We start from the raw sequence: 23,531 nt of genomic DNA on the forward strand, positions 1-23,531 counted from the left end.
TGGCGCCCTGCCGAACCGCCCGACTCCTGCGCGGGCGCGGCGCGCCTCGTCGCCAAGCTACTAGTCGGTAACTTTACCCTGGCGCTGTTGCAGGGCCTCATCCTTGGCCCGCACGGTCTCGGCCAGCTGCTGCTGGAAGTCGACGATCCGCGCCCGCAGCGCGGGGTCGGACGACCCGAGGATGCGTACGGCGAGCAGGCCGGCGTTGCGGGCGCCGCCGATAGAGACCGTCGCCACCGGGACGCCGGCGGGCATCTGCACGATCGACAGCAACGAGTCCAGGCCGTCGAGCCGCGCGAGCGGCACCGGCACGCCGATCACCGGCAGCGGCGTCGCGGACGCGACCATGCCGGGCAGGTGCGCAGCTCCCCCGGCGCCCGCGATGATCACCTCGATGCCACGCCCGGCCGCCTCGCGGGCGTAGTCGAACATCACCTGCGGGGTGCGGTGCGCCGAGACGACCCGGACCTCGGCCGGCACGTCGAATTCGGCCAGCGCCGCCGCGGCGTCCTGCATCACCGACCAGTCGCTGTCACTGCCCATGATGACGCCGACGCGAGCCTGCCGATCGCTACTCATGTGGATCCCATCCGTCCGTCCACTGCCCGTGTGACAACCAGTGTGCCGCCAGGTCGGCGCGTTCCCGCAGCTTCGCCACGCTTTCGTGCGCGGGGTCCACGCCGACAAAGTTGATGTGGCCGACCTTGCGGCCGGGGCGTTCCTGCTTGCCGTAGAGGTGGACGCGCGCGTCGGGCATCCGCGCGAACAGGTGGTGCAGCCGCTCGTCCAGGCTCATCGGCGGGGGCGTCGCGGCGCCCAGCACGTTGGCCATCACGGTCACCGGCGCCAGCGCGTCGGTGTCGCCGAGCGGATAGTCCAGCACCGCGCGCAGGTGCTGTTCGAACTGGCTGGTGCGCGAACCGTCCATGGTCCAGTGCCCGGAGTTGTGCGGCCGCATCGCCAGCTCGTTGACGAGCAGCTCGCCGTCATCGGTCTCGAACAGCTCGACCGCGAGCACGCCGACCACCCCGAGCTCGCCGGCCAGCCGCAGCGCCAGCTGCTGCGCGTCGGCGGCCACACCGTCGGGCAGGTTCGGGGCGGGGGCGATCACCTGCACGCAGATCCCGTCGCGCTGGACCGTCTCGACGACCGGCCAGGCCGCGCCCTGGCCGAACGGCGATCGCGCCACCAGGGCGGACAGCTCGCGGCGCAGGTTCACCTGCTCCTCGGCCATCACCGGCACGCGAGAGGCCAGGAAGTCGGTCGCGATCTCGCGGGCGTGCAAAGGGTCGCGGGCCATCCGCACCCCGCGCCCGTCGTAGCCGCCGCGGATCGCCTTGACCACCACGGGGCCGGCGATAACGCGCGCGAACTCGTCGAGTTCGTCGACGCTGCGGATCTCGGCGTAGCGGGGCACGGGAACGCCGAGCGCCTCCAACCGCCGGCGCATCACGAGCTTGTCCTGGGCGTGCACCAGCGCCTGCGGCGGCGGCGCGACGTTGATGCCCTCGGCGACCAGCTTGTCCAGCAATTCGGTCGGCACATGCTCGTGGTCGAACGTCAGCACGTCCGCACCCTCGGCCACCCGGCGCAGGTCCTCGAGATCGGTGTGCGAACCGATCACCACATCGGGAGCGACCAGCGCGGCCGATTCCCCGGCGTCGGTGGCCAGCACGCGCAGCGTCTGGCCCAGCGCGATCGCCGCCTGGTGGGTCATCCGGGCGAGCTGACCGCCACCGACCATCGCGACGACGGGGGTGACGCGGGGCACGGCTCGGGCGGCTGCGGGGCGCGATACGAGGGGGGCTGCGCCCGACGGGCGTGTACTCGGCACGGCCATCATCGTGTCACGGCTGCGCCTACCGCCGCCAAAGGCGTGTTGACCGGCGCCGACACCGAATTGTTATGTACGATTTTGCGTCTAATTTGTGTCCGTCCGTACACTGACGTGTTGTGTCCTTCGCCGAAGCCACGATCGCGCGTCTGCCAAGGGTTTTGCAGCCCTATTTGCTACGCCACCACGAACTGATCAAATTCGCCATTGTCGGCGGCACCACGTTCGTCATCGACTCGGCGATTTTCTACACGCTCAAGCTGACAATTCTTGAACCAAAACCGGTGACCGCGAAGGTGATCGCGGGCATCGTCGCGGTCATCGCGTCCTACGTGCTGAACCGGGAATGGAGCTTCCGCAACCGCGGCGGGCGCGAGCGCCACCACGAGGCCCTGCTGTTCTTCGCGTTCAGCGGCGTGGGGGTGCTGCTGTCCATGGCGCCGCTGTGGTTCTCCAGCTACGTGCTGCAACTGCGCGAGCCGACGGTGTCGCTGGCGGTGGAAAACGTCGCCGACTTCATCTCGGCCTACATCATCGGAAACCTGCTACAGATGGCGTTCCGCTTCTGGGCGTTCCGCCGTTGGGTATTTCCGGACCAGTTTGCCCGCACTCCGGACAAGGCCCTGGAATCCGCCCTCACCGCCGGTGGTATTGCCGAGATCTTCGAAGACGAGATCGAGGGTGGAAACGTCACCCTGTTGCGCGCCTGGCGCAATCGGGCGGGCCGGCTGGGTCAGCTCGGCGATTCCTCGGAACCGAGGGTGTCGAAGACTTCGTGATACAGCAGCGCGTGCACCTCGCGCAGCCGCGGAATGTCGTAGAACTCCAACGGATCTTGTGACGCCGATTCGATGATCAGCGTCCCGGTGCGAAACATCCGTTCGGTGATCCGGTCGCGGAATTCCACGCTGTTGATCCGGGCCAGCGGGATGTCGATTCCGGTGCGCGTCAGGACGCCGTGCCGGAACATCACCCGCCGGTTCGTCACCACGAAATGGGTTGTCAGCCAGCTTCCGAAGGGCCACAGCGTCAGCCAGCCGACGATCACCAGCCAGATTCCCCAGATGACGCCGTAGATGATGTTCTTGGCGAGCTGCTCCCAGTGCGTCGAGTTGAGGTATCCGGAGCCGAACGCCGCCAGCCCGGTCACTCCGATGAGAACCAGTACCGGCCAGATCAACCGCTTCCAGTGCGGGTGGCGGTGCACGATGACGTGCTCGCCGGCGGCCAGCACATTGTCCGGATAGCCCATGCCCGCAGACCTTAGCGGCGCGGCGCGACGATCCGCGGGTAACTAGCGCAAATGCACCACATCGCCCGCCGCGACGACGGCGGTCTGGCCGCCGCTGTCCAGGCAGAGCCGGCCCTGGTCGTCGATGGCGGTTGCGGTGCCGTCGATCTGCTTGCCGCCGGGCAGGTGCGCGCGCACCCGGTTGCCAAGCGTCAGGCTGCGCGCCCGGTAGTCGGCGGCCAGCGCCCAGTCGGCGCCGCGCGCGGCACGCCAGGCCACGATCCGCCGCCCCAGCTCCCGCAGCAGCGCGGACACCAGCTGCGTGCGGTCGGGGTCGGCGACGCCGAGATCGAGCAGCGACGTCGCGCCGGGCCCCTCGATCTCGTCGGCGGACTGAGTCACGTTGAGCCCCAAGCCGATAACCACCACCGGCTTGGCCACCTCGGCGAGGATTCCGGCCAGCTTGCCCGGCGAATCCGCCGGCCCGGCCAACACGTCGTTGGGCCACTTGAGCCCCACCCGGGCCCCGGACCCTTCCAGCAGCGGGGCGACGGTGTCGACCACCGCCACCCCGGTGGCCAGCGGCAGCCAGCCCCACCCCGTGCTCGGGACGTCCACGACGCTGACACCGACCGACATCGTGATCTGGGCGCGCGGCGTGGCCGACCAGCCGCGGCCGTGCCGCCCCCGCCCGGCGGTCTGGTGCTCGGCGATCAGCACGGCGCCCGCGACGTCGGCGCCCGACGCCGCCCGCGCCAACAGGTCGGCGTTGGTGGATCCGGTCTGCTCGACGACGTCGAGCTGACGCCAGCCCAACCCGGTGCCGATCAACTCGGCGCGCAGCGCGGCGGCGTCCAGTGGTGCTCGAAGTTGATCTCGGTCTGTCACCGGACCCAGCCTAGAACTCAGGACCGACGGTCGCGCATGTCCAGCACGGCCAGGTGGCTGAACAGCATGCTCGTCCCGATCGGGTTGCCCCCGCCGGGATACGCGGTGCCGCTGGGCGCGGCCATCGTGTTGCCCGCCGCGTACAGGCCCGCAATGGGGTCGCCGGACGTGTCGAGCACCCGCCCCGCGGTGTCGGTGCGCAGGCCGCCTTTGGTGCCCAGGTCCGAGATGCCGAACGCCGCGGCGTGATACGGCGGCTTTTCGATGGGCACCAGCGGCGAGGCGCCCGCCGAGAACGCGCGATCGAAGGCCTCGTCGCCGCGGCCGAAGTCCTCGTCGACGCCGGAGGCGGCAAAACCGTTGAACCGCTTTACCGTTGCCGCCAGCTTCTCGCTCGGCACCCCGATCTTGGCGGCCAGTTCCTCGAGGGTGTCCGCGGAGTGCCACAGGCCGGCGGCGACGTACTTCTCGGTCTCGACGATGGAGACATTGGCCGCCTTGACCGGCGGCACCTCTCCCTCGGAGTCGTCGTAGATCATCCAGTACGGCAACGTGATTGAGCCATCGGCCAGCTGCGCGATGATCTCGCGGCCGGCCCGGTCGTAGGCGCGGGACTCGTTGACGAACCGGTCGCCGTCCTGGTTGACGAAGATGCCGCCGGTGAACCACAACGCGAAAGCGGACCGGCCGTCGGGATGGGTCATGCCCGGCGACCACCACGCCTGGTCCAGCAGGTCGGTGTCCGCGCCGGCGGCGATGCCGGCCTGCAGCGCCAGGCCGCGACTTCCCGGGCCGCCCATGGTGTCTCGCGCGGCGCCCGGCACCCCGTACTTCTGGCGGAGCTCGTCGTTGCCTTCGAAGCCGCCGGCGGCCAGCAGCACGCCCCGGCGGGCCCGGATGGCGCGGCGCTGCCCGCCGGTCTCCACGATCGCGCCGGTGACCCGGCCGTCGGACAGCACGAGTTCGACCAGTGCGGTGTCGAGCTGTAGCGACGCCGTCGGGTACTGGCCGATGGCCTTGAGGAACCGGGCGATCAGGGCGCGGCCCCCGACGTAGTAGTCCGACGGCGGTTCGGCGCCGAGCCGGTCGGTGTCCAGCGGCCCGCGAATCGCGTCACGGAATTCGGGGGCGGCGGCCACCGCCAGCGGCTTGGCGGCGATGTGGCGCTGGCCGTCCAGGCGCGCCTTTGGCGCCTTGCCGTAGTAGTCGGGCCACGGCAGCGGCACGAATTTCAGGTTCGGGTCGGCCTCCAGGTATTCGATCAGCCCGGCGCCGCCGCGGACGAAGGTCTCCTGCAGCTCGCGCGGCGTGCGATCACCGACCACGGCGCGGTAGTAGGTGAGCGCGTCCTCGATGGTGTCGTCGGTGCCGGCGCGCAGCAGCACCGGATTACACGGGAACCAGACGCCGCCGCCGCCGGAGTAGGCCGTGGTGCCACCGAATTTCGCGGTCGCCTCGATCAGCAGCACGTCGAGGCCTTCGCGCGCCGCGGTGTACGCACCGGTCACGCCGCCACCGCCCGATCCCGCGACCAGCACGTCGCATTCGGCCGCCCAGTCCGCGGTTCCCAACAGGCGGGCGTCCATCAGCGGAGACTACCTCGCCGCCGCGCCCGACTCGAACGGCAGGCGTCGACGGGCGCGGTCACAGGTAGCGCTGCCGGCTGTGCGACGCGAATTCCGCGTCGAGCGAGCGCTTTTCGTCGGCGCTCATCCGGTGGTAGGCGGGCGCTCCCCGCCCGGCCCACCGGTATACCGGTTCGTCGGTGCGCCAGCGCTGTCGTTGCAGCACGCGCTTGAGCACCTTGTTGGAGCCGGTGACGGGCAGGCTCGCCGACAGCCGCAGGAACCGGGGAACGCCCTTGCGGCCCAGGTCTTTCTGACCGGACAGGTAGGCGGCGAACCCTGCGGCATCGAATCCCTCGGGGTCGGGGACCTCGAGGGCCGCCATCACCTGATCGCCGGACCGCGGGTCAGGCACCGCGTAAACCCCGGCGGCCACCACGTCCGGGTGCCGGCGCAGGACACGCTCGATCGTCAGCGCGGAGGTGTTCTCGCCGTCGACCCGGATCCAGTCGCCGCGGCGGCCGGCGAAGTACAGGAAGCCCGCCTCGTCGCGGTACCCGAGGTCGCCGGTCCAATACCAGCCGTTGCGGATCCGCTCGGCGTCGGCGTCGTCGTTTTTGTAGTAGCCCTCGAACGTCCGGGTGCCCGCCTTGTCGACGATCTCGCCCACGGCCTCGTCGGGGTTGCGCACCCGGCCGTGTTCATCGAGCAGCGCGGGCGGGCAGTCGGTCAGCGTCTGCGGGTCGACCACCGCGACGCCGGGGTGGGCCGGCCGGCCCAGCGCGCCGGGCGGTGCGTCGGGATCGTGTGTGACGGCGCCGCCGCCCTCGCTGGAGCCGTAGCCCTCCAGCAGTTCCGCGCCGAAGCGGCGCCGGAATTCGGCCTGGTCGTCCGGTGACGCCTCGGTGCCGAAGCCGCGGACCAGTGGGTTGTCGGCATCGTCGGGCCGCTCGGGCGTGGCCATCAGATAGGCGAGCGCCTTGCCCACGTAGGTGAAGAACGTCGCGCCGAAGTAGCGCACGTCGGGCAGAAACCGCGACGCCGAGAACGCGGGCGTCAGGCACACCGTGGCGCCGTTGGCCAGCGCCGGCGCCCACAGCGCCATGATCGCGTTGCCGTGGAACAGCGGCATGCAGCAGTACTCCACGTCGGCGCGGACATGGCCGAACTTCTCGCCGGCCGCCGTCGCGATCCAGGCCAGCCGGCCCTGGCTGCATTTGACCGCCTTCGACGCACCCGTCGTCCCCGAGGTGAACAGCAGCAGGAACAACGATTCCGGGCCCACCCCCGCCGCGACGGCGGGTTGACCGCGGTGGGCCTCGATGCGCCCGCGGTAGCCGGGGTCGTCGTCGACTTGCAGAAACCGATCACCGTCCAGCTCCAGGCCGAGCCCGCGCAATCGCTGCGTCCCCGCGGCGTCGGTGACGATCATCTGGCAGTCCGTGTGCCGGACCTCCGCGGCCAGCTCGGCGGCGCCGCGGGTCGGGTTGATGCCCACCACCGTCGCCCCCACCAACGCCGCGCCGCCGAGCCAGAAGACGAAGTCGGGCACGTTGTCCAGCAGGACGCCGATGTGAAACGGCCCGTCACGGCGCATCGATTGGGCCAACGCGCCGCGCGCGGCGGATTCGCGGACCACCTCGTCCCAGGTCCAGTCGCGGTCGCGGGTGCGCAGCCCGACGTGTTCGTCACCGAGGCGATCGAGGAGCATCGTCGCGATGTCGGCGGCCATCTCAGGCCGACGCGTGCACGAGGTCCAGGTACTCCTGCGGCAGCTCGTCGCGGGACAGCTTGGTCACGCTGACCACGCCCGAGTTGTAGGAGTCCTCACCAATGATCTTGCCGCTGTGGTCGATTGGCCACAGCAGCAGCTGCCGGAACACCACCAGGTAGTCCCCGTCGGGGTCGTCGACCGGCATCCCGAGGATGCGGGTCAGCTCCGCCGCCGGGTACAGCTGCTTGAGCAGGCCCTCGGTCACCAGGCAGTCGTCATCAACGACGAGCCGCTGCACCTCGAACTCGAGAACGTTGGTGCGGGTCGCCAGGAAGTCGACGTAGTAGCCGCGCACCCCGTCGGTGGTTTTCGCGCCCACATCCTGCGCGCCGTGCCAAAAGTGGTAGGCGGGCTCGGGGCTCAGCGTCGCCATCAGCCGCTCCAAATCCGGTGCGGCCTCGGCCTTCATGTGCTCGATCACCACGCTGAGCACCGCCCGGTGCCGCTCGTTGGTGGTTTCGGCCAGCCGCCTCTCCAGCGGCTCCCAGGTCCGGGTGGGGTCGATGATCGCCATGCGGTCATCATCACGAATCCGGGGCTCGCGGTCATCCGCCAGCCGTCGCCCGTATTCGCCGCTCCGCCCGACGAGCGTCGGTCAGGCCTGCTCCGGTTCGTCGAGTTCGGTCGAGGACAGCGCAATCCGCCGGATCATGAGCACCAGGGTGGCCGTGAACCGGTCCATCGGATCGTTGAGATCCCATCCCATCTGCGACTCGACGTGCGCGAGCCGCGCCGCGACGGTGCTGTGATGCAAATGCAGTTCGGCGGCCGTGCGCCGTAGCGACCCGAATACGAAGAAGGCCTCCACGGTGTCGACGTCAAGGGCGCCCGCCGGCGACGCGGCAATCTCGTTGATCCGCACCACATCTCGCTGACGACGCACCCGGTCCAGGGGGATGTCGGCCAACAGCTCCAGCGCGCTGAGCCGCTCATAGGCAACCGCGCGCCTTCCGTAACCGGTCGACGACGCGAAGCGCAGCGCGCCCAGAGCCTGATGCCAGGACGTGGCCGCGCCTAACGCTTCGACGCTGGCACCGATGCCTACCCACGGGCCTCGGTTGGACCCCACGGTCCGCCGTCCCGGGAACGCGGTGGTGATCGCGCTCTCCAGCCCGTCGGAGAGCGCCCGGGTGTCGATGGCCCCCTGGCACAGGACGGCCGTCGCGTTCCCGATGGCGGTCGAGCGCACCGAGGAGCCCGGGAGTTGGTGCGCGATGATCCGCAGCGCCTCGGGCGGCGAGTGCGCGGACACCGCGAGGACGCAGAGGTTGCGCGTTTCGTCCAGCCCGAGCAGGCGGACGGCCCGCACCCGGTCCTCGCGGCGCTCCTTGCCGGACAGCACGACTTCGAGCAGCGCCGGATCCCCGATGTGCAACTCGCCCGACGCCCCGGTGCGCGTCGGCACCACGCGCAGGGTGTGGCTTAACCGATCGAGCAGCACCGGATCGAGGGCGTGCGCGGGGGCGTCGCGCTCCAGCCACACGCTCGGTTCGTCCGCGGGCGCGGGCGCCGGCCGCGGATCCCCGCCCGGTTCCAGCCGGCCCGCCGCGTCGTAACGAATCACGGTGCCCGACGCCCACCGCGCACCGACCGGGCATTCGGCCAGCAATGCCGCGCGCCGCACCACCGTGTCGGCGTCGGCCGCCGACTCGTGGAGCTGGTCGAAGTGGGAAATGATCCGCAGCACGGAGGCGGAGTCGGATCCCAGTTCCGACATCCGCACCGGATCGGCGCTCATCAGCGGAGGTTACCGTCATCGACCTTCATCGCCCTTCAAAGGGACGGACCACCAGCCACGCTAAGCTCGACTCCCATGACGAGCGTTACCGACCACACTGCGGAACCCGCCGCCGAGCACACCATCGACATCCACACCACCGCGGGCAAGCTGGCCGAACTGCACAAGCGCCGCGAGGAGTCGCTGCACCCGGTGGGTGAAGAGGCCGTCGAGAAGGTGCACGCCAAGGGCAAACTGACCGCCCGCGAGCGCATCCTGGCCCTGCTCGACGAGGACTCGTTCGTCGAGCTCGACGCGCTGGCCAAGCACCGCAGCAAGAACTTCGGCCTGGAGAACAACCGCCCGCTGGGCGACGGTGTGATCACCGGCTACGGCACCATCGACGGCCGCGACGTGTGCATCTTCAGCCAGGACGCCACGGTGTTCGGCGGCAGCCTCGGCGAGGTGTACGGCGAGAAGATCGTCAAGATCCAGGAGCTGGCGATCAAGACCGGGCGCCCGCTGATCGGCATCAACGACGGCGCCGGGGCCCGCATCCAGGAGGGCGTCGTCTCGCTCGGCCTCTACAGCCGCATCTTCCGCAACAACATCCTGGCCTCCGGCGTCATCCCGCAGATCTCGCTGATCATGGGGGCCGCCGCCGGTGGGCACGTCTACTCCCCCGCGCTGACCGACTTCGTGGTCATGGTCGACCAGACCAGCCAGATGTTCATCACCGGGCCCGACGTCATCAAGACCGTCACCGGCGAGGACGTCACCATGGAGGAGCTGGGCGGCGCCCACACCCACATGGCCAAGTCGGGCACGCTGCACTATGTCGCCTCCGGCGAGCAGGACGCCTTCGACTGGGTTCGCGACCTGCTGAGCTACCTGCCGCCCAACAACGCGACCGACGCGCCCCGCTATGCCGAGCCGCACCCGCCGGGCGCCATCGAGGACAACCTCACCGAGGAGGACCTCGAGCTGGACACGCTGATCCCGGACTCGCCCAACCAGCCGTACGACATGCACGAGGTGATCACCCGCATCCTCGACGACGACGAATTCCTGGAAGTCCAGGGGGGTTACGCGCAGAACATCGTCGTCGGGTTCGGCCGCATCGACGGCCGGCCGGTCGGGATCGTGGCTAATCAGCCGACGCAGTTCGCCGGCTGCCTGGACATCAACGCCTCGGAGAAGGCGGCCCGGTTCGTGCGGACCTGCGACTGCTTCAACATCCCGATCATCATGCTGGTCGACGTGCCGGGCTTCCTGCCGGGCACCGGCCAGGAATACAACGGCATCATCCGGCGCGGGGCCAAGCTGCTCTACGCCTACGGCGAGGCCACCGTCCCCAAGATCACGGTCATCACCCGCAAGGCCTACGGCGGCGCCTACTGCGTCATGGGTTCCAAGGACATGGGCTGCGACGTCAACATCGCCTGGCCCTCGGCGCAGATCGCCGTGATGGGGGCCTCCGGTGCCGTCGGCTTCGTCTACCGCAAGCAGCTGAGCGAGGCGGCCAAGGAGGGCAAGGACGTCGACGCGCTGCGCCTGCAATTGCAGCAGGAGTACGAGGACACCCTGGTCAACCCGTACGTCGCCGCCGAGCGCGGGTACGTCGACGCGGTGATTCCGCCCTCGCACACCCGCGGCTACATCGGCACGGCGCTGCGCCTGCTGGAACGCAAGATCGCCCACCTGCCCCCCAAGAAGCACGGGAACATTCCGCTGTGACCGAGACCGAGACCGAGACTCAGACCGAACCGGCGGCCGCCGAAACCCAGCAGCCGCACGAGCCGCACATCCAGATCCTCAAGGGTGAGCCCACCGTCGAAGAGGTGGCCGCGCTGATCGCGGTGCTGGGCTGCGCCGGTGGCGCGCCCGAGCCCGAGCAGCCCGAGCAGACCCGCTGGGGCCTCCCGGTCGACCGGCTGCGGTTCTCGATGTCGAACTACCAGCGGCTGACCATGCAGCAAATGACGCACATGAGGCATTGACCCGCCTGGTGCTCGCGTCGGCCTCGGCCGGCCGGCTCACGGTGTTGCGTCAGGCCGGCGTCGATCCGCTGGTCGTGGTGTCCGGCGTCGACGAGGACGCGGTCGCGGCCGCGCTGGGTCCTGACGCGTCGCCGCCCGACGTGGTGTGCGCCCTGGCGCGGGCCAAGGCCGAACAGGTCGCCGGCGGGCTGGACGGCGGCCTCGCGGCGGATTGCGTTGTCCTTGGCTGTGATTCGATGCTGTTCCTCGACGGCCGGCTGTGCGGCAAGCCCGGTTCGGCCGACGCCGCCGCGGGCCAGTGGCGCCGCATGGCCGGGCGGTCCGGCGGGCTGCACACCGGGCACTGCCTGCTGCGCCTGAGCGACGGCGAGATCATCCATCGTGAAGTCGAATCCGCTTGCACCACAGTTCATTTCGCTGAACCGACCGAGGCCGATCTGCGCGCCTACGTGGCCGGCGGCGAACCGTGGCACGTGGCGGGCGGCTTCACCCTCGACGGCCTGGGCGGCTGGTTCGTCGACGGAATCGACGGCGACCCGTCGAACGTGATCGGCGTGAGCCTGCCGCTGCTGCGGCGACTGCTGGGGCGGGCCGGGCTGTCGGTGGCCGCGCTGTGGGCGGCGAATTGACCCCGAGCGTCGACTTGTGGCGCCCATCCCGCACACCCCACGGCAACTACTCGGCGTTGGTGGCGAAATCTCAGGATGAGTAGGCTCGGCAGCGTGGCATTACCCCCCGATCCAAGCCCGACACTGTCGAACTACGCCCACCCCGAGCGACTGGTCACGGCCGACTGGCTCTCCGCCCATCTGGGCACCCCCGGCCTGGTGATCGTCGAGTCCGACGAGGACGTGCTGCTCTACGACGTGGGCCACATCCCGGGCGCGGTGAAAGTCGACTGGCACACCGACCTCAACGATCCCCGCGTCCGCGACTACATCGACGGTGCGCAGTTCGCGGAGTTGATGGACCGCAAGGGCATCGCCCGCGACGACACCGTGGTGATCTACGGCGACAAGAGCAACTGGTGGGCCGCCTACGCCCTGTGGGTGTTCACGCTGTTCGGCCACCCGGATGTGCGGCTGCTCAACGGCGGCCGCGACCTATGGCTGGCCGAACGCCGGGAGACCACGCTGGACGTCCCCACCAAGACATCCACCGGCTACCCCGTCGTCACGCGCAACGACGAGCCCATCCGCGCCTTCAAGGACGACGTGCTGGGGATCCTGGGCAGCCAGCCGCTGATCGACGTGCGCTCGCCGGACGAATACACCGGCAAGCGCACGCACATGCCCGAGTACCCCGAGGAGGGCGTGCTGCGCGGCGGCCACATCCCCACCGCCCGGTCGATTCCGTGGGCCAAGGCGGTCGACGAGAGCGGCCGCTTCCGCAGCCGCGAGGAGCTCGAGGAGCTCTACGGCTTCCTCGAACCCGACGACAAGACCGTCGTGTACTGCCGCATCGGCGAACGGTCCAGCCACACGTGGTTCGTCCTGACCCACCTGCTGGGCAAGCCCGGCGTGCGCAATTACGACGGATCGTGGACCGAGTGGGGCAACACCGTGCGCACCCCGATCGTCGCCGGTGCAGAGCCGGGACAAGCACCGGGGCGCGTCTCCGTCTGATGGGTGCGCCATGAGCATGCCCGCGCCGCTGGCCGAGGTGGTCTCCGACTTCGCCGAGGTCGAGGGCCAGGACAAGCTGAAGCTGCTGCTGGAATTCGCCGACGAGCTGCCGGACCTGCCGCCGGAGCTGGAAGAGCAGGCCATGGAGCCGGTGCCCGAGTGCCAGACCCCGCTGTTCTTGCACGTCGACGCGACCGACCCGAACCGGGTGCGGTTGCACTTCAGCGCGCCCGCCGAATCGCCGACGACGCGGGGCTTCGCGTCGATCCTGGCCACCGGTCTGGACGAGCAGCCGGCGGCCGACATCCTGGCGGTGCCCGAGGATTTTTACGACGACCTCGGGCTGGCCGCCCTGATCAGCCCGCTGCGGTTGCGCGGCCTCTCGGCGATGCTCGCCCGCATCAAGCGCAGGCTGCGCGAGTCGACCGGATAAACCCGGACCGCCTCGTCGGCTCCACGGCGCGGCGCTTAGACTTCCCGAGAACTCGTTGTAAGAAATTCTCTTAGAGAAGCACGCAGAAATACGTCTGCGACCGATGCCATACAGGAGGCGCAGTGGCCAGTCACGCCAGCTCGAGGATCTCCAAGGTGCTCGTCGCCAACCGCGGCGAGATCGCTGTCCGGGTGATCCGCGCAGCCCGCGATGCGGGCCTGTCCAGCGTGGCGGTGTACGCCGAACCCGACGCCGACGCGCCCCACGTGCGTCTGGCCGACGAGGCGTTCGCGTTGGGCGGTCAGACGTCCGCGGAGTCCTACCTGGACTTCGGCAAGCTCCTCGACGCGGCGGCCAAGTCCGGCGCCAACGCCGTGCACCCCGGCTACGGATTCCTCTCGGAGAACGCCGATTTCGCCCAGGCGGTGCTCGACGCGGGCCTGATCTGGATCGGCCCCAGCCCGCAGTCCATCCGCGACCTCGGTGACAAGGTCACCGCCCGCCACATCGCCGCCCGCGCGCAGGCGCCGCTGGTGCCCGGCACCCCCGACCCGGTCAAGGACGCCGACGAGGTGGTGGCCTTCGCCGAGGAGTACGGCGTGCCGATCGCGATCAAGGCCGCGTTCGGCGGTGGCGGCCGGGGCATGAAGGTGGCCCGCACCATCGAAGAGATCCCCGAGCTGTTCGAGTCGGCCACCCGTGAGGCCGTCGCGGCGTTCGGCCGCGGCGAGTGCTTCGTCGAGCGCTACCTGGACAAGCCGCGCCACGTCGAGGCGCAGGTGATCGCCGACCAGCACGGCAACGTCATCGTCGCCGGGACCCGCGACTGCTCGCTGCAGCGCCGCTTCCAGAAGCTGGTGGAAGAGGCGCCCGCGCCGTTCCTGACCGACGCGCAGCGCAAGGAGATCCACGAGTCGGCCAAGCGGATCTGCAAAGAGGCCCACTACTACGGCGCCGGCACGGTCGAATACCTGGTCGGCCAGGACGGCCTGATCTCCTTCCTGGAGGTCAACACGCGCCTGCAGGTCGAGCACCCGGTCACCGAGGAGACCGCCGGCATCGACCTGGTCCTGCAGCAGTTCAAGATCGCCAACGGCGACAAGCTGGACCTCACCGAGGACCCCACCCCGCGCGGGCACGCCATCGAGTTCCGGATCAACGGCGAGGACGCCGGGCGCGGCTTCCTTCCCGCCCCGGGACCGGTCACCCGCTACGACATCCCCACCGGGCCCGGCGTCCGGCTGGATTCGGGCGTCGAGGCCGGTTCGGTCATCGGCGGCCAGTTCGACTCCATGCTGTCCAAGCTGATCGTGTACGGCGCCACCCGCGAGGAGGCGCTGGCCCGCTCCCGTCGCGCCCTGGACGAATTCCACGTCGAGGGGCTCGCCACGGTCATCCCGTTCCACCGTGCCGTGGTCAGCGACCCGGCGTTCATCGGTGACGGCGAGAGCTTCTCGGTCCACACGCGCTGGATCGAAACCGAGTGGGACAACACGATCGAACCCTTCACCGGCGGCGAGCCCCTGGACGACGAAGCCGACGCCCGGCCCCGCCAGAAGGTCGTCGTCGAGGTCGGCGGCCGCCGGCTCGAGGTGTCGCTGCCCGGTGATCTGGCGCTGTCCAACGGCGGCGCCGGCGGCGGCGACGCCGGCGTCATCCGCAAGAAGCCCAAGGCCCGCAAGCGGGGGGCGCACGCCGGTGCGGCCGCCTCCGGCGACGCGGTCACCGCGCCCATGCAGGGCACCGTCGTCAAGGTCGCGGTCTCCGAAGGCCAGGAGGTTGCCACCGGCGACCTGGTGGTGGTCCTCGAGGCGATGAAGATGGAGAACCCGGTCACCGCGCACAAGGACGGGGTCATCACCGGGCTCGCGGTCGAGTCCGGTGCCGCCGTCACGCAGGGCACGGTGCTGGCCGAGATCAAGTAGCGTCGCTGAGAGGCCGCACAGGGAACGTTGTCGCCGCTGGCTACCACGAGTAGGGTGTCGGGCAAGGTTGAGTTCACAGCCGCCCGGGATACGTCGTTGGCGTGGGGATAGGCGAAACTCCCTGCTTCTTCGAACTTTTTGCAGCCGGCTGACGTATTCCACAGCAGGAGTCCTCCTCAACAGGATGGAGTCAGCAATGTCTGTGGCCCAATCGTGGCAACAAAGCCGCACGGCACAGTTCACCGCTCGGTGGGGCCCGGTGGGCACCCTGATCACGGTCGACGGCGAGCTCGACGCGGCCAACGCGGACCAGCTCGCCGCGTACGTCCAGCAGAGCATTAACCGCTCCCGCCGGATCGTCCTCGACCTGCGCGGCCTGAAATTCATTGGCACCGCGGGCTTTTCGGCGCTGCACCGGATCAACGTGGTGTGCTCGGCCGCCCAGGTGTCGTGGGCCATGGCGCCGAGCCCGGCGGTGGCCAGGTTGCTGCGCCTGTGCGACCCGGACGGCACCCTCCCGGTGACGACGCAGAAGGCTGAGCCGCTGCTGGAGCCGCTGTGGGTCGACGACGACGAAAACCCCCGGCCGCTACTGCAACTGGTCCCGCAGCCGCGTTAGCGATTTCGCCAGTAGGCGCGATACGTGCATCTGTGAGATGCCGACCCGCTCGGCGATCTGCGTTTGCGTCATCGACTCGAAGAACCGCAGTACCAACACCGTTCGTTCCCGCTCGGGCAGCGCCTCGAGCAACGGGCGTAGCGATTCCTGGTCTTCGATGCGGTCCAGGCCGGTGTCCACGTCGCCGAGGGTGTCGGCGATCGCGCGCGCTTCCTCTTCCTCGCCCCCGCCGCCGCTGTCGATCGACAAGGTGTTGTAGGAGCTGCCGGCGACCAGGCCCTCGACGACCTCTTCGCGGTCCATCTCGAGCTCGGCGGCCAGTTCGGTCGCGGTGGGCGCGCGACCCAGCCGCTGCGACAGATCGGCGGTGGCGGTGCCGAGCCGCAGGTGTAGTTCCTTGAGGCGCCGCGGCACCTTGACCGACCAGCTGTTGTCGCGGAAGTGGCGGCGGACCTCGCCCATGATCGTGGGCACCGCGAACGAAACGAAGTCGGAGCCGGCGTCGACGTCGAACCGCACCACCGCGTTGACCAACCCGACGCGGGCCACCTGGACGAGGTCGTCGCGTGGCTCGCCGCGGCCCTCGAAGCGGCGCGCGATGTGGTCGGCCAGCGGCAGGCAGCGCTCGACGATCTTGTCTCGTTGGCGCTGAACTTCCATGGAGTCGGGCGCCACGGAAGCCAACTCCCGGAACATGTCCGGAACATCGGCGTATTCGTTCGGACGCGAGACAGAACCGCCGGCAGCTCGCGGTGTCACCTGCTGGAGGCCGCCCGTCGCGCCGTCAGTGTGATGCCGAAAACACTGCCGGTTTCATTGGGTTCGCGACCATCGTGAAAAGTCTGTACGTCATCGGCCAACGACGTCAGCACATGCCAACTGAAGCTACCGGGCGCCACCACATCGTGGGTGTCGCACGCCGCGGAGGCCTCCACCACCAATTGGTCGTCCTGCGGATCGACCACGACGCTCAGCGTCGCGTCGGGAGTGGCCGAACGAATCAACCGGGTGCACACCTCATCGACCGCGAGCCGCAGGTCCGCCACCGCATCGAAATCCAGGTCCTCGAAGGTGCCGATCGCACCGACCAGGGTGCGCAGCATCGCGAGGTTCTCCAGCCGCGCCGCGACGTGAAGTTCGACGGCGCGATGGCCGCGCGGACGCTTGTTAGCGTGCAATCCAGCATCGTTCATATGGTCTCCCGGCATGGTTTGACTGACACTACTACTGCTCCGCAGCCCGCCGTGGACCGTGCGTTCGAGCCGGTTAGTCATGATCGCCGCCGGGTATTCGGCCCGCTGTGGACGGGCCTGAGACGACCGATGCAGACCGGACGCGCCGGCTGAGGCGCATCGCGGTAATCGCCGGGGTCACGCTGATCGTTTTGCTGGTGGTCGCAGTAGGCATTTATGTCGGTGTGTTCGTGATTCTGTCCCCCATGATGGGGTGACCACGCAAACGCAACCGTTCCGGCACTCATCATGGTGCCCTCCTGATACCCACTCGACGCCGCCCGTAACCTCGGATTCGGGTTTCCGGCAAAATCTCACAACGGGTGACGTCGTGGCAGGTCAGCCACGCAAATTCGGTTCGCCGTCACGCGGTGGACGCCCCTAGCTGGCGGGCCTTTGCCGCAGCACCTCGGGATGTTCGGAGTACCAGCGATCCGCGAGCCTGCGTATCCGGCGGTGCTCGAGCCCCAGCCAGATCAGACCCAGCACCGCGGCGACGACGGCGGTGACGCCCGCGGTCATGCCCTCGTGGTGGTGTCCGGTCGCGAAAGCCGCGAGGCTCCCGCAGGTGCCGATCACGCCCGCGACCACCAACAGGTAGCCCGGCCAGTGCAGGACGTCGATCAGCGACTCGCCGGCGAGCGGCCGCGTGGTCCTGAGATGGTCGACGGGGTCGTGATAGGTGTCTCCCATGGCTGCTCCCTGCTCTTCACCGCACCATCCACGTTAGATCGCGGGCAAGCAAACCTAAAGGGCCAGTACCGGACCGGCGATCGGTGCGACGCCCATGGCGACCATCAGCGCCATGACGGTCAGCAGGAACCAGCCCGCGCCCTGCCATCCCCACCAGGTTCCGCGGGCCTTCCAGACGCGGTAGGTGCGCACGAACGCCCAGATCCCGGCGGCCAGCGCGATTGCCGGGCCGCCGAACGCCAGCAGGGTGCGTTGCGGCAGGCCGCAGGCCACCGTGTCGACGCCCCCGGTCGGACACGTGCTTACCCACACCGCGGCGATCAGCAGGAAGCCGACGGCGGCGGCCGTCGCCGTGACGGCGAACCGGACGGCGGCGAGCACCTCGCGATCTTCCTGCCCCAGGCGGTCACCGCCTGGTCGCTCGCCTGCTTTCTGCATCGTCCTCACCTCCCCGTTTCAGGGCCCCCCGGCCCCCACCTACGTTCATCGCTCGCCGCGTCATTTTGGTTACACGCCTCGCGGTTACGCGCGTCGCGGCGGCGGCCTAAGAAATACCCCTAGACAAACCGGGGCAAACGGGCCCGGGGCACAGGTCAGGCCGTCAGGGCCGGGCGGTCAGGGCGCCGCGAATGGCCCGCATCGCCGCGTCGATCTCGGCGCGCGTGACGGTCAGCGCCGGACGGAACCGGACGCCGTCGCGACCCGAGGGCAGCACGATCACCGCGCGCCGCCACAGCCGGCCGATCAGTTCGTCGCGCTCGGCGGCGGTCGGCAGGCTGAACGCACACATCAGGCCGCGGCCGCGCGGATCGAGGACGACGCCGCGGAATTCGTCGGCGAGTTCCTCGAGGCGGCCCAGCAGGTAGGCGCCCTGGGCGGCGGCGTGGTCGAACAGTTCGGCGGCCTCGATGACCTCGAGGATGCGGCGGACGCGCACCATGTCGGCGAGGTTGCCGCCCCAGGTCGAGTTCAGCCGCGACGGCACCGCGAACACGTTGTCGGCGACCTCGTCGACCCGGCGGCCCGCCATGATGCCGCACACCTGGGTCTTCTTGCCGAAGGCGACCACGTCGGGTTGAACGCCGAATTGTTGGTAGGCCCAAGCGGTTCCGGTCAGGCCGCAGCCGGTCTGCACCTCGTCGAAGATCAGCAGCGCGTCGTGCTGGTCGCACAGGTCGCGCATGGCGGCGAAGAACTCGGGCCGCAAATGGCGGTCGCCGCCTTCGCCCTGGATGGGTTCGGCCACGAAGCAGGCGATGTCGTGCGGGTGGGCCGCGAAGGCCGCGCGGGCCTGGGTCAGCGAAGCGGCTTCGAGTGCGGCCACGTCGGCCCCGGGGCGCAAGTAGGGGGCGTCGATGCGTGGCCAGTCGAACCTGGGGAAGCGATCCACGGTGACCGGGTTGGTGTTGGTCAGCGACAGCGTGTAGCCGCTGCGGCCGTGGAAGGCGCCGCGCAGGTGCAGCACCCGGGTGCCCACCGCGGGGTCGATACCCCGCGCCTCGTTGAGCCGGCTCTTCCAGTCGAACGCCGCCTTGAGAGCGTTCTCCACCGCGAGCGCCCCGCCGTCGACGAAGAACAGGTGCGGCAACGCCGGATCGCCCAGCACGCGGGCGAACGTCTCGACGAAACGGGCCATCGGCACCGAGTACACGTCGGAATTGCTGGGCTTGTTCAGCGCCGCCTGGGTGAGCTCTTCGCGGAATTCGTCGTCGCCGGCCAGCGCCGGGTGGTTCATGCCCAGCGCCGAGGAGGCAAAGAACGAGAACATGTCGAGGTAGCGCCGGCCGTCGCGGGCGTCGTAGAGGTAGGAGCCGTGCGAGCGGGCCAGATCCAGGACGAAGTCGAAGCCGTCGACCAGCATGCTGCGCGCCAGCACCTCGTGGACGTGGTCGGCTTCCGCGCGGCGGCCGGCGCGGGCGAAACGTTCCAGGGCGGCCGTCATGACGCCCATGCTACGGGCAAAGTGCCCGATTTTTACACTATTATGGCTCCATGACAGGATAATTTATGGAATATGCTGCCGATCTGTGTAAAAAGTATTCAAAATGATCGTGCTGCGGGTCTTGACGTTCGCGGCCGTCCGGATCCGCTGCAGCAAGTCCTCGAGCGCCCGCGCGGACCCGACGCGCACCAGCAGGACATAGCTTTCCTCGCCGGCCACCGAGTGACACGATTCGATCTCCTCGATGTGCTCGAGGCGGGCGGGCGCATCATCGGGTTGAGAGGGATCCAGAGGAGTGATCGCCACGAACGCCGACAGCAGGTGCCCGACGGCCTCGGGGTCGATGCGCGCCGAGTATCCGGCGATGACGCCGCGGGCCTCGAGCCGGCGCACCCTCGACTGGACCGCCGAGACGGACAGCCCGGCGCTGGCCGCCAGCTCCGCCAGCGTCGCGCGCCCGTCGGCGACCAGCTGCCGCACCAGGATCCGGTCGACCTCGTCGAGCGTCTCACTCATGGCCGGAGACTATCGCAGGAACGGCGCGCCGTGAGCGGCGCGAAATGGCTGCCGACGGGGCAGCTTCGCGCGTTGTTCGCGGCGGGCCTCTCGGCGATGTACGCCGCCGAGGTGCCCGCCTACGGCACCCTGGTCGCGGTGAGCGAGAAGGTCAACGCCGATTTCGTGGCGCGCCACGGCGACGCCGAACGGTTCGGGTCGCTGCGGCGCGTCACGGCCGAGCGGCACGGCGCCATCCGCGTCGGCGGCCCGGCCGAACTGGCCGCGGTCGCCGACCTTTTCGCCGCGTTCGGCATGCTTCCGGTCGGCTACTACGACCTGCGCTGCGCGGCCTCCCCCGTCCCGGTGGTGTCGACCGCCTTTCGGCCCGTCGACGCAAACGAGCTGTCGCTCAACCCTTTTCGGGTGTTCACCTCGATGCTGGCCACCCGCGACGCGCGCTTCTTCGGCCCTGACCTGCGCCGCCGCGTCGAGACCTTCCTGGCGCGCCGCCGGCTCTTCGATCCCGCATTGCTCACCCACGCGCGCACCATCACGGCCGCGGGCGGCTGCCCCGGCGACCGGGCGCGGGAGTTCGTCGCGGCGGCGGTGGCGGCGTTCGCGCTGTCCGGCGAGCCCATCGACAAATGCTGGTACGACGAGTTGTCGCGGGTGTCGGCGGTGGCCGCCGACATCGCCGGCGTCGGCTCCACCCACCTCAACCACCTGACGCCGCGCGTCCTCGACATCGACGATTTGTACCGCCGGATGGCCGGGCGCGGCATCGCCATGATCGACGCCATCCAGGGGCCGCCGCGCACCGCCGGGCCGGCGGTGCTGTTGCGCCAGACCTCTTTTCGCGCGCTGGCCGAACCCCGGCGCTTCCGCGGCGCCGACGGCCGGATCACCGACGGGACGCTGCGGGTGCGCTTCGGCGAAGTGGAGGCCCGCGGTGTCGCGCTGACGCCGAAGGGCCGCGCGCGCTACGACGCCGCGATGAGCGCTGCCGACCCGGCCGCGGTGTGGGCGGATCACTTTCCGCCCACCGACGAGGAGATGGCCGCCGAGGGGCTCGGGTACTACCGCCGCGGCGACCCGTCGGCGCCGATCGTCTACGAGGATTTCCTGCCCGCGTCGGCGGCGGGCATCTTCCGGTCGAACCTGGACACCGACAGCGAAACCGCGGACGCGTCAGACGAATCCGGCTACGACGCGCACTGGCTGGCCGGGGCCGTCGGCCGCGACATCGCTGACCCCTACGCCCTCTACGAAAAGGCCTGCGCATGACCACCGAACAGTTACGCGCCCGGGTGCTGGGGGCCTTCGACGCGATCGGCGTCACCGCGAGCCTCGGCGAGCCGGACGGGCACGGGCTGCCCGCCAGCACACCGATTACCGGCGAGGTGCTGTTTACCGTCGCCCCCACCACGCCCGAGCACGCCGAGCGGGCAATCGCCGATGCGGCCCAAGCGTTTTCGGTGTGGCGAACCACGCCCGCGCCGGTGCGCGGCGCGCTGGTGGCGCGCCTGGGCGAGTTGCTGACCGAACACAAGGGCGAGCTGGCCACCCTGGTGACCGTCGAGGTCGGCAAGATCACCTCCGAGGCGGCCGGCGAGGTGCAGGAGATGATCGACGTCTGCCAGTTCGCCGTCGGCCTCTCGCGCCAGCTCTACGGGCGCACCATCGCTTCGGAACGTCGCGGGCACCGGCTGCTGGAGACCTGGCACCCGCTCGGCGTGGTGGGAGTGATCACCGCGTTCAACTTCCCGGTCGCGGTCTGGGCGTGGAACGCCGCGCTGGCCCTGGTGTGCGGGGACCCCGTGGTGTGGAAGCCCTCGGAGCTCACGCCGTCGACGGCGCTGGCCACCCAGGCGCTGATCGCCCGCGCCGCCGCCGACGTTGGTGCCCCATCCGCGGTGAGCTCCCTGGTGCTCGGCGACCGCGAGTTGGGCGGGCTGCTGGTGGACGACCCCCGCATCGCGCTGTTGTCCGCGACCGGGTCGGTGCGGATGGGACGCGAGGTCGGTCCCCGCGTCGCCGCCCGGTTCGGGCGGGTGCTGCTGGAATTGGGCGGCAACAACGCCGCCATCGTGACGCCGTCGGCCGACCTGGACCTCGCGGTACGGGCCGTGGTGTTCGCCGCCGCCGGCACTGCCGGTCAACGCTGCACCAGCCTGCGCCGGCTCATCGTCCACGCATCGGTGGCCGACGAGGTGGTGGACCGCGTCGTGTCCGCTTTGCGGCAACTGCCCATCGGCGACCCGTCGGCGCCCGGCACGCTCGTCGGGCCGCTGATCCACGAGACCGCCTACCGCGACATGGTGGGGGCGCTGGAGGCCGCGCGCGCCGACGGCGGCGAGGTCATCGACGGCGACCGCCGGCACCCGCAGGGCCGCGAGCAGCCGAGTTCCTACTACGTCGCGCCGGCCGTGGTGCGCATGCCCGCGCAGACCGCGATCGTGGCGAGCGAGACCTTCGCGCCCATCCTCTACGTGCTGACCTACGACGAGCTGGGCGACGCGATAGCACTCAATAACGCCGTGCCGCAGGGGCTTTCGTCGTCAATCTTCACCACGGACCTGCGCGAGGCCGAACGGTTCCTGGCCGAATCCGACTGCGGAATCGCCAATGTCAACATCGGCACGTCCGGCGCGGAGATCGGCGGCGCCTTCGGTGGTGAGAAGGAAACCGGCGGCGGGCGGGAATCCGGCACGGACTCGTGGCGGGCCTACATGCGCCAAAGTACCAATACCGTCAATTATTCCGGCGAGTTGCCGCTGGCCCAGGGGGTGGAGTTCGGAGGAAGCCTGTGAATCCATTGTGGCCGTCGTCTCATGTCGTATGAGTACTATCTGACACATGCCGACAGCCCGAAGGCGTCTATCCCCCGAGGATCGGCGCGCTGAGCTGCTCGCTTTAGGGGCAGAGGTTTTTGGGAAGCGACCTTACGACGAGGTCCGCATCGATGAGATCGCGGAACGCGCCGGGGTGTCGCGGGCCTTGATGTACCACTATTTCCCCGACAAGCGGGCGTTCTTCGCAGCGGTGGTCAAGGACGAGGCCGACCGCCTGTACGAGAACACCAACATGGACGACGTCACCGGTCTGACCATGTACGAGGAGATCCGAGTCGGCGTGCTGGCCTACATGGCCTACCACGAGCAGAACCCGGAGGCCGCCTGGGCGGCATACGTCGGGCTGGGCCGGTCCGACCCGGTTCTGCTGGGGGTCGAGGACGACGCCAAGAACCGCCAGATGGAACACATCATGTCGCGGATCAACCGGCTGATCTCCGAACTCCCCGCGGCCGCCATGGAACCCGACGTCGAACGGCACCTGCGGGTGATCCTGAACGGCTGGCTGGCGCTGACCTTCGAGATCTGCCGGCAACGAATCATCGACCCCACCACCGACGCCGACAAGCTCGCCGACGCCTGCGCGCACGCGCTGCTGGACGCGATCGCGCGGGTGCCCGAGATCCCGGAGGAGCTCGGCGAGGCGATGTCCACCTCGCGGCTCTGACCGAAGCGGCGGCATCATGTCGGTCCCCGTTGGCAC

At 69.6% G+C, this 23,531-nt stretch carries 25 protein-coding genes; 11 read left to right on the plus strand and 14 right to left on the minus strand.

Features of this window, described 5'->3' with window-relative positions:
* Positions 1-60: 60 nt before the first annotated feature.
* Both purE and G6N26_RS12465 read right to left on the minus strand, forming a co-directional pair.
* Positions 61-579, minus strand: a complete 519-nt coding sequence (purE, locus tag G6N26_RS12460; RefSeq protein ID WP_067166016.1) for a 5-(carboxyamino)imidazole ribonucleotide mutase — start codon at positions 577-579, stop codon at positions 61-63.
* Complete coding sequence (locus tag G6N26_RS12465; RefSeq protein ID WP_232067595.1) at positions 572-1,744, minus strand: 5-(carboxyamino)imidazole ribonucleotide synthase; 1,173 nt, start codon at positions 1,742-1,744, stop codon at positions 572-574. The genes purE and G6N26_RS12465 overlap by 8 nt, the downstream gene beginning before the upstream one ends.
* Positions 1,745-1,953: 209 nt before the next feature.
* Here G6N26_RS12465 and G6N26_RS12470 point away from each other — a divergent pair, with 209 nt between their 5' ends.
* Positions 1,954-2,613 carry a GtrA family protein gene (locus G6N26_RS12470; protein WP_067166022.1) on the plus strand — a complete coding sequence of 220 codons (660 nt, stop codon included), beginning with the start codon at positions 1,954-1,956 and terminating at the stop codon, positions 2,611-2,613.
* Here the strand turns inward: G6N26_RS12470 and G6N26_RS12475 are convergent.
* From G6N26_RS12475 to G6N26_RS12500, 6 genes are all read right to left on the minus strand, one after another.
* Entirely contained in the window at positions 2,568-3,086 is a 519-nt protein-coding gene (locus tag G6N26_RS12475) for a PH domain-containing protein (protein ID WP_083017502.1), read from the minus strand. The genes G6N26_RS12470 and G6N26_RS12475 overlap by 46 nt on opposite strands.
* Before the next feature lie 42 nt (positions 3,087-3,128).
* Entirely contained in the window at positions 3,129-3,953 is an 825-nt protein-coding gene (locus G6N26_RS12480) for a biotin--[acetyl-CoA-carboxylase] ligase (RefSeq protein ID WP_083017500.1), read from the minus strand.
* A gap of 17 nt (positions 3,954-3,970) precedes the next feature.
* Positions 3,971-5,539, minus strand: coding sequence for an FAD-binding protein (locus tag G6N26_RS12485; RefSeq protein ID WP_083017498.1), 1,569 nt, complete (start codon positions 5,537-5,539; stop codon positions 3,971-3,973).
* 58 nt (positions 5,540-5,597) lie between these two features.
* The gene (casI, locus tag G6N26_RS12490) at positions 5,598-7,250 is read right to left on the minus strand and encodes a steroid-22-oyl-CoA synthetase (RefSeq protein ID WP_083017496.1); all 1,653 of its coding nucleotides are present in this window, start codon (positions 7,248-7,250) and stop codon (positions 5,598-5,600) included.
* A gap of 1 nt (position 7,251) precedes the next feature.
* The gene (locus G6N26_RS12495) at positions 7,252-7,806 is read right to left on the minus strand and encodes a hypothetical protein (RefSeq protein WP_067166041.1); all 555 of its coding nucleotides are present in this window, start codon (positions 7,804-7,806) and stop codon (positions 7,252-7,254) included.
* Between the two features lie 81 nt (positions 7,807-7,887).
* Positions 7,888-9,030: a PucR family transcriptional regulator gene (locus tag G6N26_RS12500; RefSeq protein ID WP_083017494.1), complete on the minus strand. Its 1,143-nt coding sequence runs from the start codon at positions 9,028-9,030 to the stop codon at positions 7,888-7,890.
* 75 nt (positions 9,031-9,105) lie between these two features.
* Between G6N26_RS12500 and G6N26_RS12505 the strand changes: the two genes are divergently transcribed.
* From G6N26_RS12505 to G6N26_RS12535, 7 genes are all read left to right on the plus strand, one after another.
* Positions 9,106-10,746, plus strand: a complete 1,641-nt coding sequence (locus G6N26_RS12505; RefSeq protein ID WP_067166048.1) for an acyl-CoA carboxylase subunit beta — start codon at positions 9,106-9,108, stop codon at positions 10,744-10,746.
* A complete protein-coding gene (locus G6N26_RS12510) occupies positions 10,743-11,009 on the plus strand; it encodes an acyl-CoA carboxylase subunit epsilon (RefSeq protein ID WP_067166053.1) in 267 nt (88 codons plus the stop codon). Before G6N26_RS12505 ends, G6N26_RS12510 begins: the two co-directional genes overlap by 4 nt.
* Positions 11,006-11,638, plus strand: coding sequence for a Maf family protein (locus tag G6N26_RS12515; RefSeq protein WP_067166058.1), 633 nt, complete (start codon positions 11,006-11,008; stop codon positions 11,636-11,638). Before G6N26_RS12510 ends, G6N26_RS12515 begins: the two co-directional genes overlap by 4 nt.
* Positions 11,639-11,731: 93 nt before the next feature.
* Positions 11,732-12,634, plus strand: a complete 903-nt coding sequence (locus G6N26_RS12520) for a sulfurtransferase (RefSeq protein ID WP_083017492.1) — start codon at positions 11,732-11,734, stop codon at positions 12,632-12,634.
* Between the two features lie 10 nt (positions 12,635-12,644).
* The gene (locus G6N26_RS12525; protein WP_083017490.1) at positions 12,645-13,067 is read left to right on the plus strand and encodes a SufE family protein; all 423 of its coding nucleotides are present in this window, start codon (positions 12,645-12,647) and stop codon (positions 13,065-13,067) included.
* Positions 13,068-13,189: 122 nt separating this feature from the next.
* On the plus strand, positions 13,190-14,992 hold the full coding sequence (locus tag G6N26_RS12530; protein ID WP_083017488.1) for an acetyl/propionyl/methylcrotonyl-CoA carboxylase subunit alpha: 1,803 nt from the start codon (positions 13,190-13,192) through the stop codon (positions 14,990-14,992).
* A 184-nt stretch (positions 14,993-15,176) separates the two neighbouring features.
* The gene (locus G6N26_RS12535) at positions 15,177-15,611 is read left to right on the plus strand and encodes an STAS domain-containing protein (protein WP_067166074.1); all 435 of its coding nucleotides are present in this window, start codon (positions 15,177-15,179) and stop codon (positions 15,609-15,611) included.
* On the opposite strand, the gene G6N26_RS12540 is transcribed toward G6N26_RS12535, so the two are convergent.
* From G6N26_RS12540 to G6N26_RS12565, 6 genes are all read right to left on the minus strand, one after another.
* On the minus strand, positions 15,582-16,370 hold the full coding sequence (locus G6N26_RS12540) for an RNA polymerase sigma factor SigF (protein ID WP_067166076.1): 789 nt from the start codon (positions 16,368-16,370) through the stop codon (positions 15,582-15,584). The genes G6N26_RS12535 and G6N26_RS12540 overlap by 30 nt on opposite strands.
* On the minus strand, positions 16,367-16,804 hold the full coding sequence (locus G6N26_RS12545; RefSeq protein ID WP_067166079.1) for an ATP-binding protein: 438 nt from the start codon (positions 16,802-16,804) through the stop codon (positions 16,367-16,369). Before G6N26_RS12545 ends, G6N26_RS12540 begins: the two co-directional genes overlap by 4 nt.
* Positions 16,805-17,224: 420 nt before the next feature.
* Positions 17,225-17,536, minus strand: coding sequence for a protein UsfY (gene usfY / locus G6N26_RS12550; protein ID WP_008259932.1), 312 nt, complete (start codon positions 17,534-17,536; stop codon positions 17,225-17,227).
* A gap of 54 nt (positions 17,537-17,590) precedes the next feature.
* Positions 17,591-17,974 (minus strand): hypothetical protein, encoded by a 384-nt coding sequence (locus tag G6N26_RS12555; RefSeq protein ID WP_067166084.1) that lies wholly within the window; start codon positions 17,972-17,974, stop codon positions 17,591-17,593.
* A 163-nt stretch (positions 17,975-18,137) separates the two neighbouring features.
* Positions 18,138-19,478 carry an L-lysine 6-transaminase gene (gene lat / locus G6N26_RS12560; RefSeq protein ID WP_083017602.1) on the minus strand — a complete coding sequence of 447 codons (1,341 nt, stop codon included), beginning with the start codon at positions 19,476-19,478 and terminating at the stop codon, positions 18,138-18,140.
* Positions 19,479-19,541: 63 nt separating this feature from the next.
* Complete coding sequence (locus tag G6N26_RS12565) at positions 19,542-19,994, minus strand: Lrp/AsnC family transcriptional regulator (protein WP_083017486.1); 453 nt, start codon at positions 19,992-19,994, stop codon at positions 19,542-19,544.
* Between the two features lie 30 nt (positions 19,995-20,024).
* Here G6N26_RS12565 and hglS point away from each other — a divergent pair, with 30 nt between their 5' ends.
* From hglS to G6N26_RS12580, 3 genes are read left to right on the plus strand one after another with little or no spacing between them, the layout of a single operon-like run.
* Positions 20,025-21,260 carry a 2-oxoadipate dioxygenase/decarboxylase gene (hglS, locus tag G6N26_RS12570; RefSeq protein WP_083017485.1) on the plus strand — a complete coding sequence of 412 codons (1,236 nt, stop codon included), beginning with the start codon at positions 20,025-20,027 and terminating at the stop codon, positions 21,258-21,260.
* Positions 21,257-22,786 carry an L-piperidine-6-carboxylate dehydrogenase gene (gene amaB / locus G6N26_RS12575; RefSeq protein WP_083017483.1) on the plus strand — a complete coding sequence of 510 codons (1,530 nt, stop codon included), beginning with the start codon at positions 21,257-21,259 and terminating at the stop codon, positions 22,784-22,786. Before hglS ends, amaB begins: the two co-directional genes overlap by 4 nt.
* A 46-nt stretch (positions 22,787-22,832) precedes the next feature.
* A complete protein-coding gene (locus G6N26_RS12580) occupies positions 22,833-23,495 on the plus strand; it encodes a TetR/AcrR family transcriptional regulator (RefSeq protein WP_067166098.1) in 663 nt (220 codons plus the stop codon).
* The last annotated feature ends 36 nt before the right edge of the window (positions 23,496-23,531 follow it).

Origin of the sequence: Mycobacterium marseillense, assembly GCF_010731675.1 — a bacterium.
GTDB classification, from domain to species: Bacteria; Actinomycetota; Actinomycetes; order Mycobacteriales; family Mycobacteriaceae; genus Mycobacterium; species Mycobacterium marseillense.

Excerpts from the sequence above, each read along its gene's own strand:
- purE (WP_067166016.1), bottom strand. The coding sequence starts at position 579 with ATGAGTAGCGATCGGCAGGCTCGCGTCGGCGTCATCATGGGCAGTGAC.
- G6N26_RS12465 (WP_232067595.1), bottom strand. The coding sequence starts at position 1,744 with ATGGTCGGTGGCGGTCAGCTCGCCCGGATGACCCACCAGGCGGCGATC.
- G6N26_RS12475 (WP_083017502.1), bottom strand. The coding sequence starts at position 3,086 with ATGGGCTATCCGGACAATGTGCTGGCCGCCGGCGAGCACGTCATCGTG.
- G6N26_RS12485 (WP_083017498.1), bottom strand. The coding sequence starts at position 5,539 with ATGGACGCCCGCCTGTTGGGAACCGCGGACTGGGCGGCCGAATGCGAC.
- casI (WP_083017496.1), bottom strand. The coding sequence starts at position 7,250 with ATGGCCGCCGACATCGCGACGATGCTCCTCGATCGCCTCGGTGACGAA.
- G6N26_RS12495 (WP_067166041.1), bottom strand. The coding sequence starts at position 7,806 with ATGGCGATCATCGACCCCACCCGGACCTGGGAGCCGCTGGAGAGGCGG.
- G6N26_RS12500 (WP_083017494.1), bottom strand. The coding sequence starts at position 9,030 with ATGAGCGCCGATCCGGTGCGGATGTCGGAACTGGGATCCGACTCCGCC.
- G6N26_RS12505 (WP_067166048.1), top strand. The coding sequence starts at position 9,106 with ATGACGAGCGTTACCGACCACACTGCGGAACCCGCCGCCGAGCACACC.
- G6N26_RS12525 (WP_083017490.1), top strand. The coding sequence starts at position 12,645 with ATGAGCATGCCCGCGCCGCTGGCCGAGGTGGTCTCCGACTTCGCCGAG.
- G6N26_RS12535 (WP_067166074.1), top strand. The coding sequence starts at position 15,177 with ATGGAGTCAGCAATGTCTGTGGCCCAATCGTGGCAACAAAGCCGCACG.
- G6N26_RS12545 (WP_067166079.1), bottom strand. The coding sequence starts at position 16,804 with ATGAACGATGCTGGATTGCACGCTAACAAGCGTCCGCGCGGCCATCGC.
- usfY (WP_008259932.1), bottom strand. The coding sequence starts at position 17,536 with ATGGGAGACACCTATCACGACCCCGTCGACCATCTCAGGACCACGCGG.
- G6N26_RS12555 (WP_067166084.1), bottom strand. The coding sequence starts at position 17,974 with ATGCAGAAAGCAGGCGAGCGACCAGGCGGTGACCGCCTGGGGCAGGAA.
- lat (WP_083017602.1), bottom strand. The coding sequence starts at position 19,478 with ATGACGGCCGCCCTGGAACGTTTCGCCCGCGCCGGCCGCCGCGCGGAA.
- G6N26_RS12565 (WP_083017486.1), bottom strand. The coding sequence starts at position 19,994 with ATGAGTGAGACGCTCGACGAGGTCGACCGGATCCTGGTGCGGCAGCTG.
- amaB (WP_083017483.1), top strand. The coding sequence starts at position 21,257 with ATGACCACCGAACAGTTACGCGCCCGGGTGCTGGGGGCCTTCGACGCG.
- G6N26_RS12580 (WP_067166098.1), top strand. The coding sequence starts at position 22,833 with ATGCCGACAGCCCGAAGGCGTCTATCCCCCGAGGATCGGCGCGCTGAG.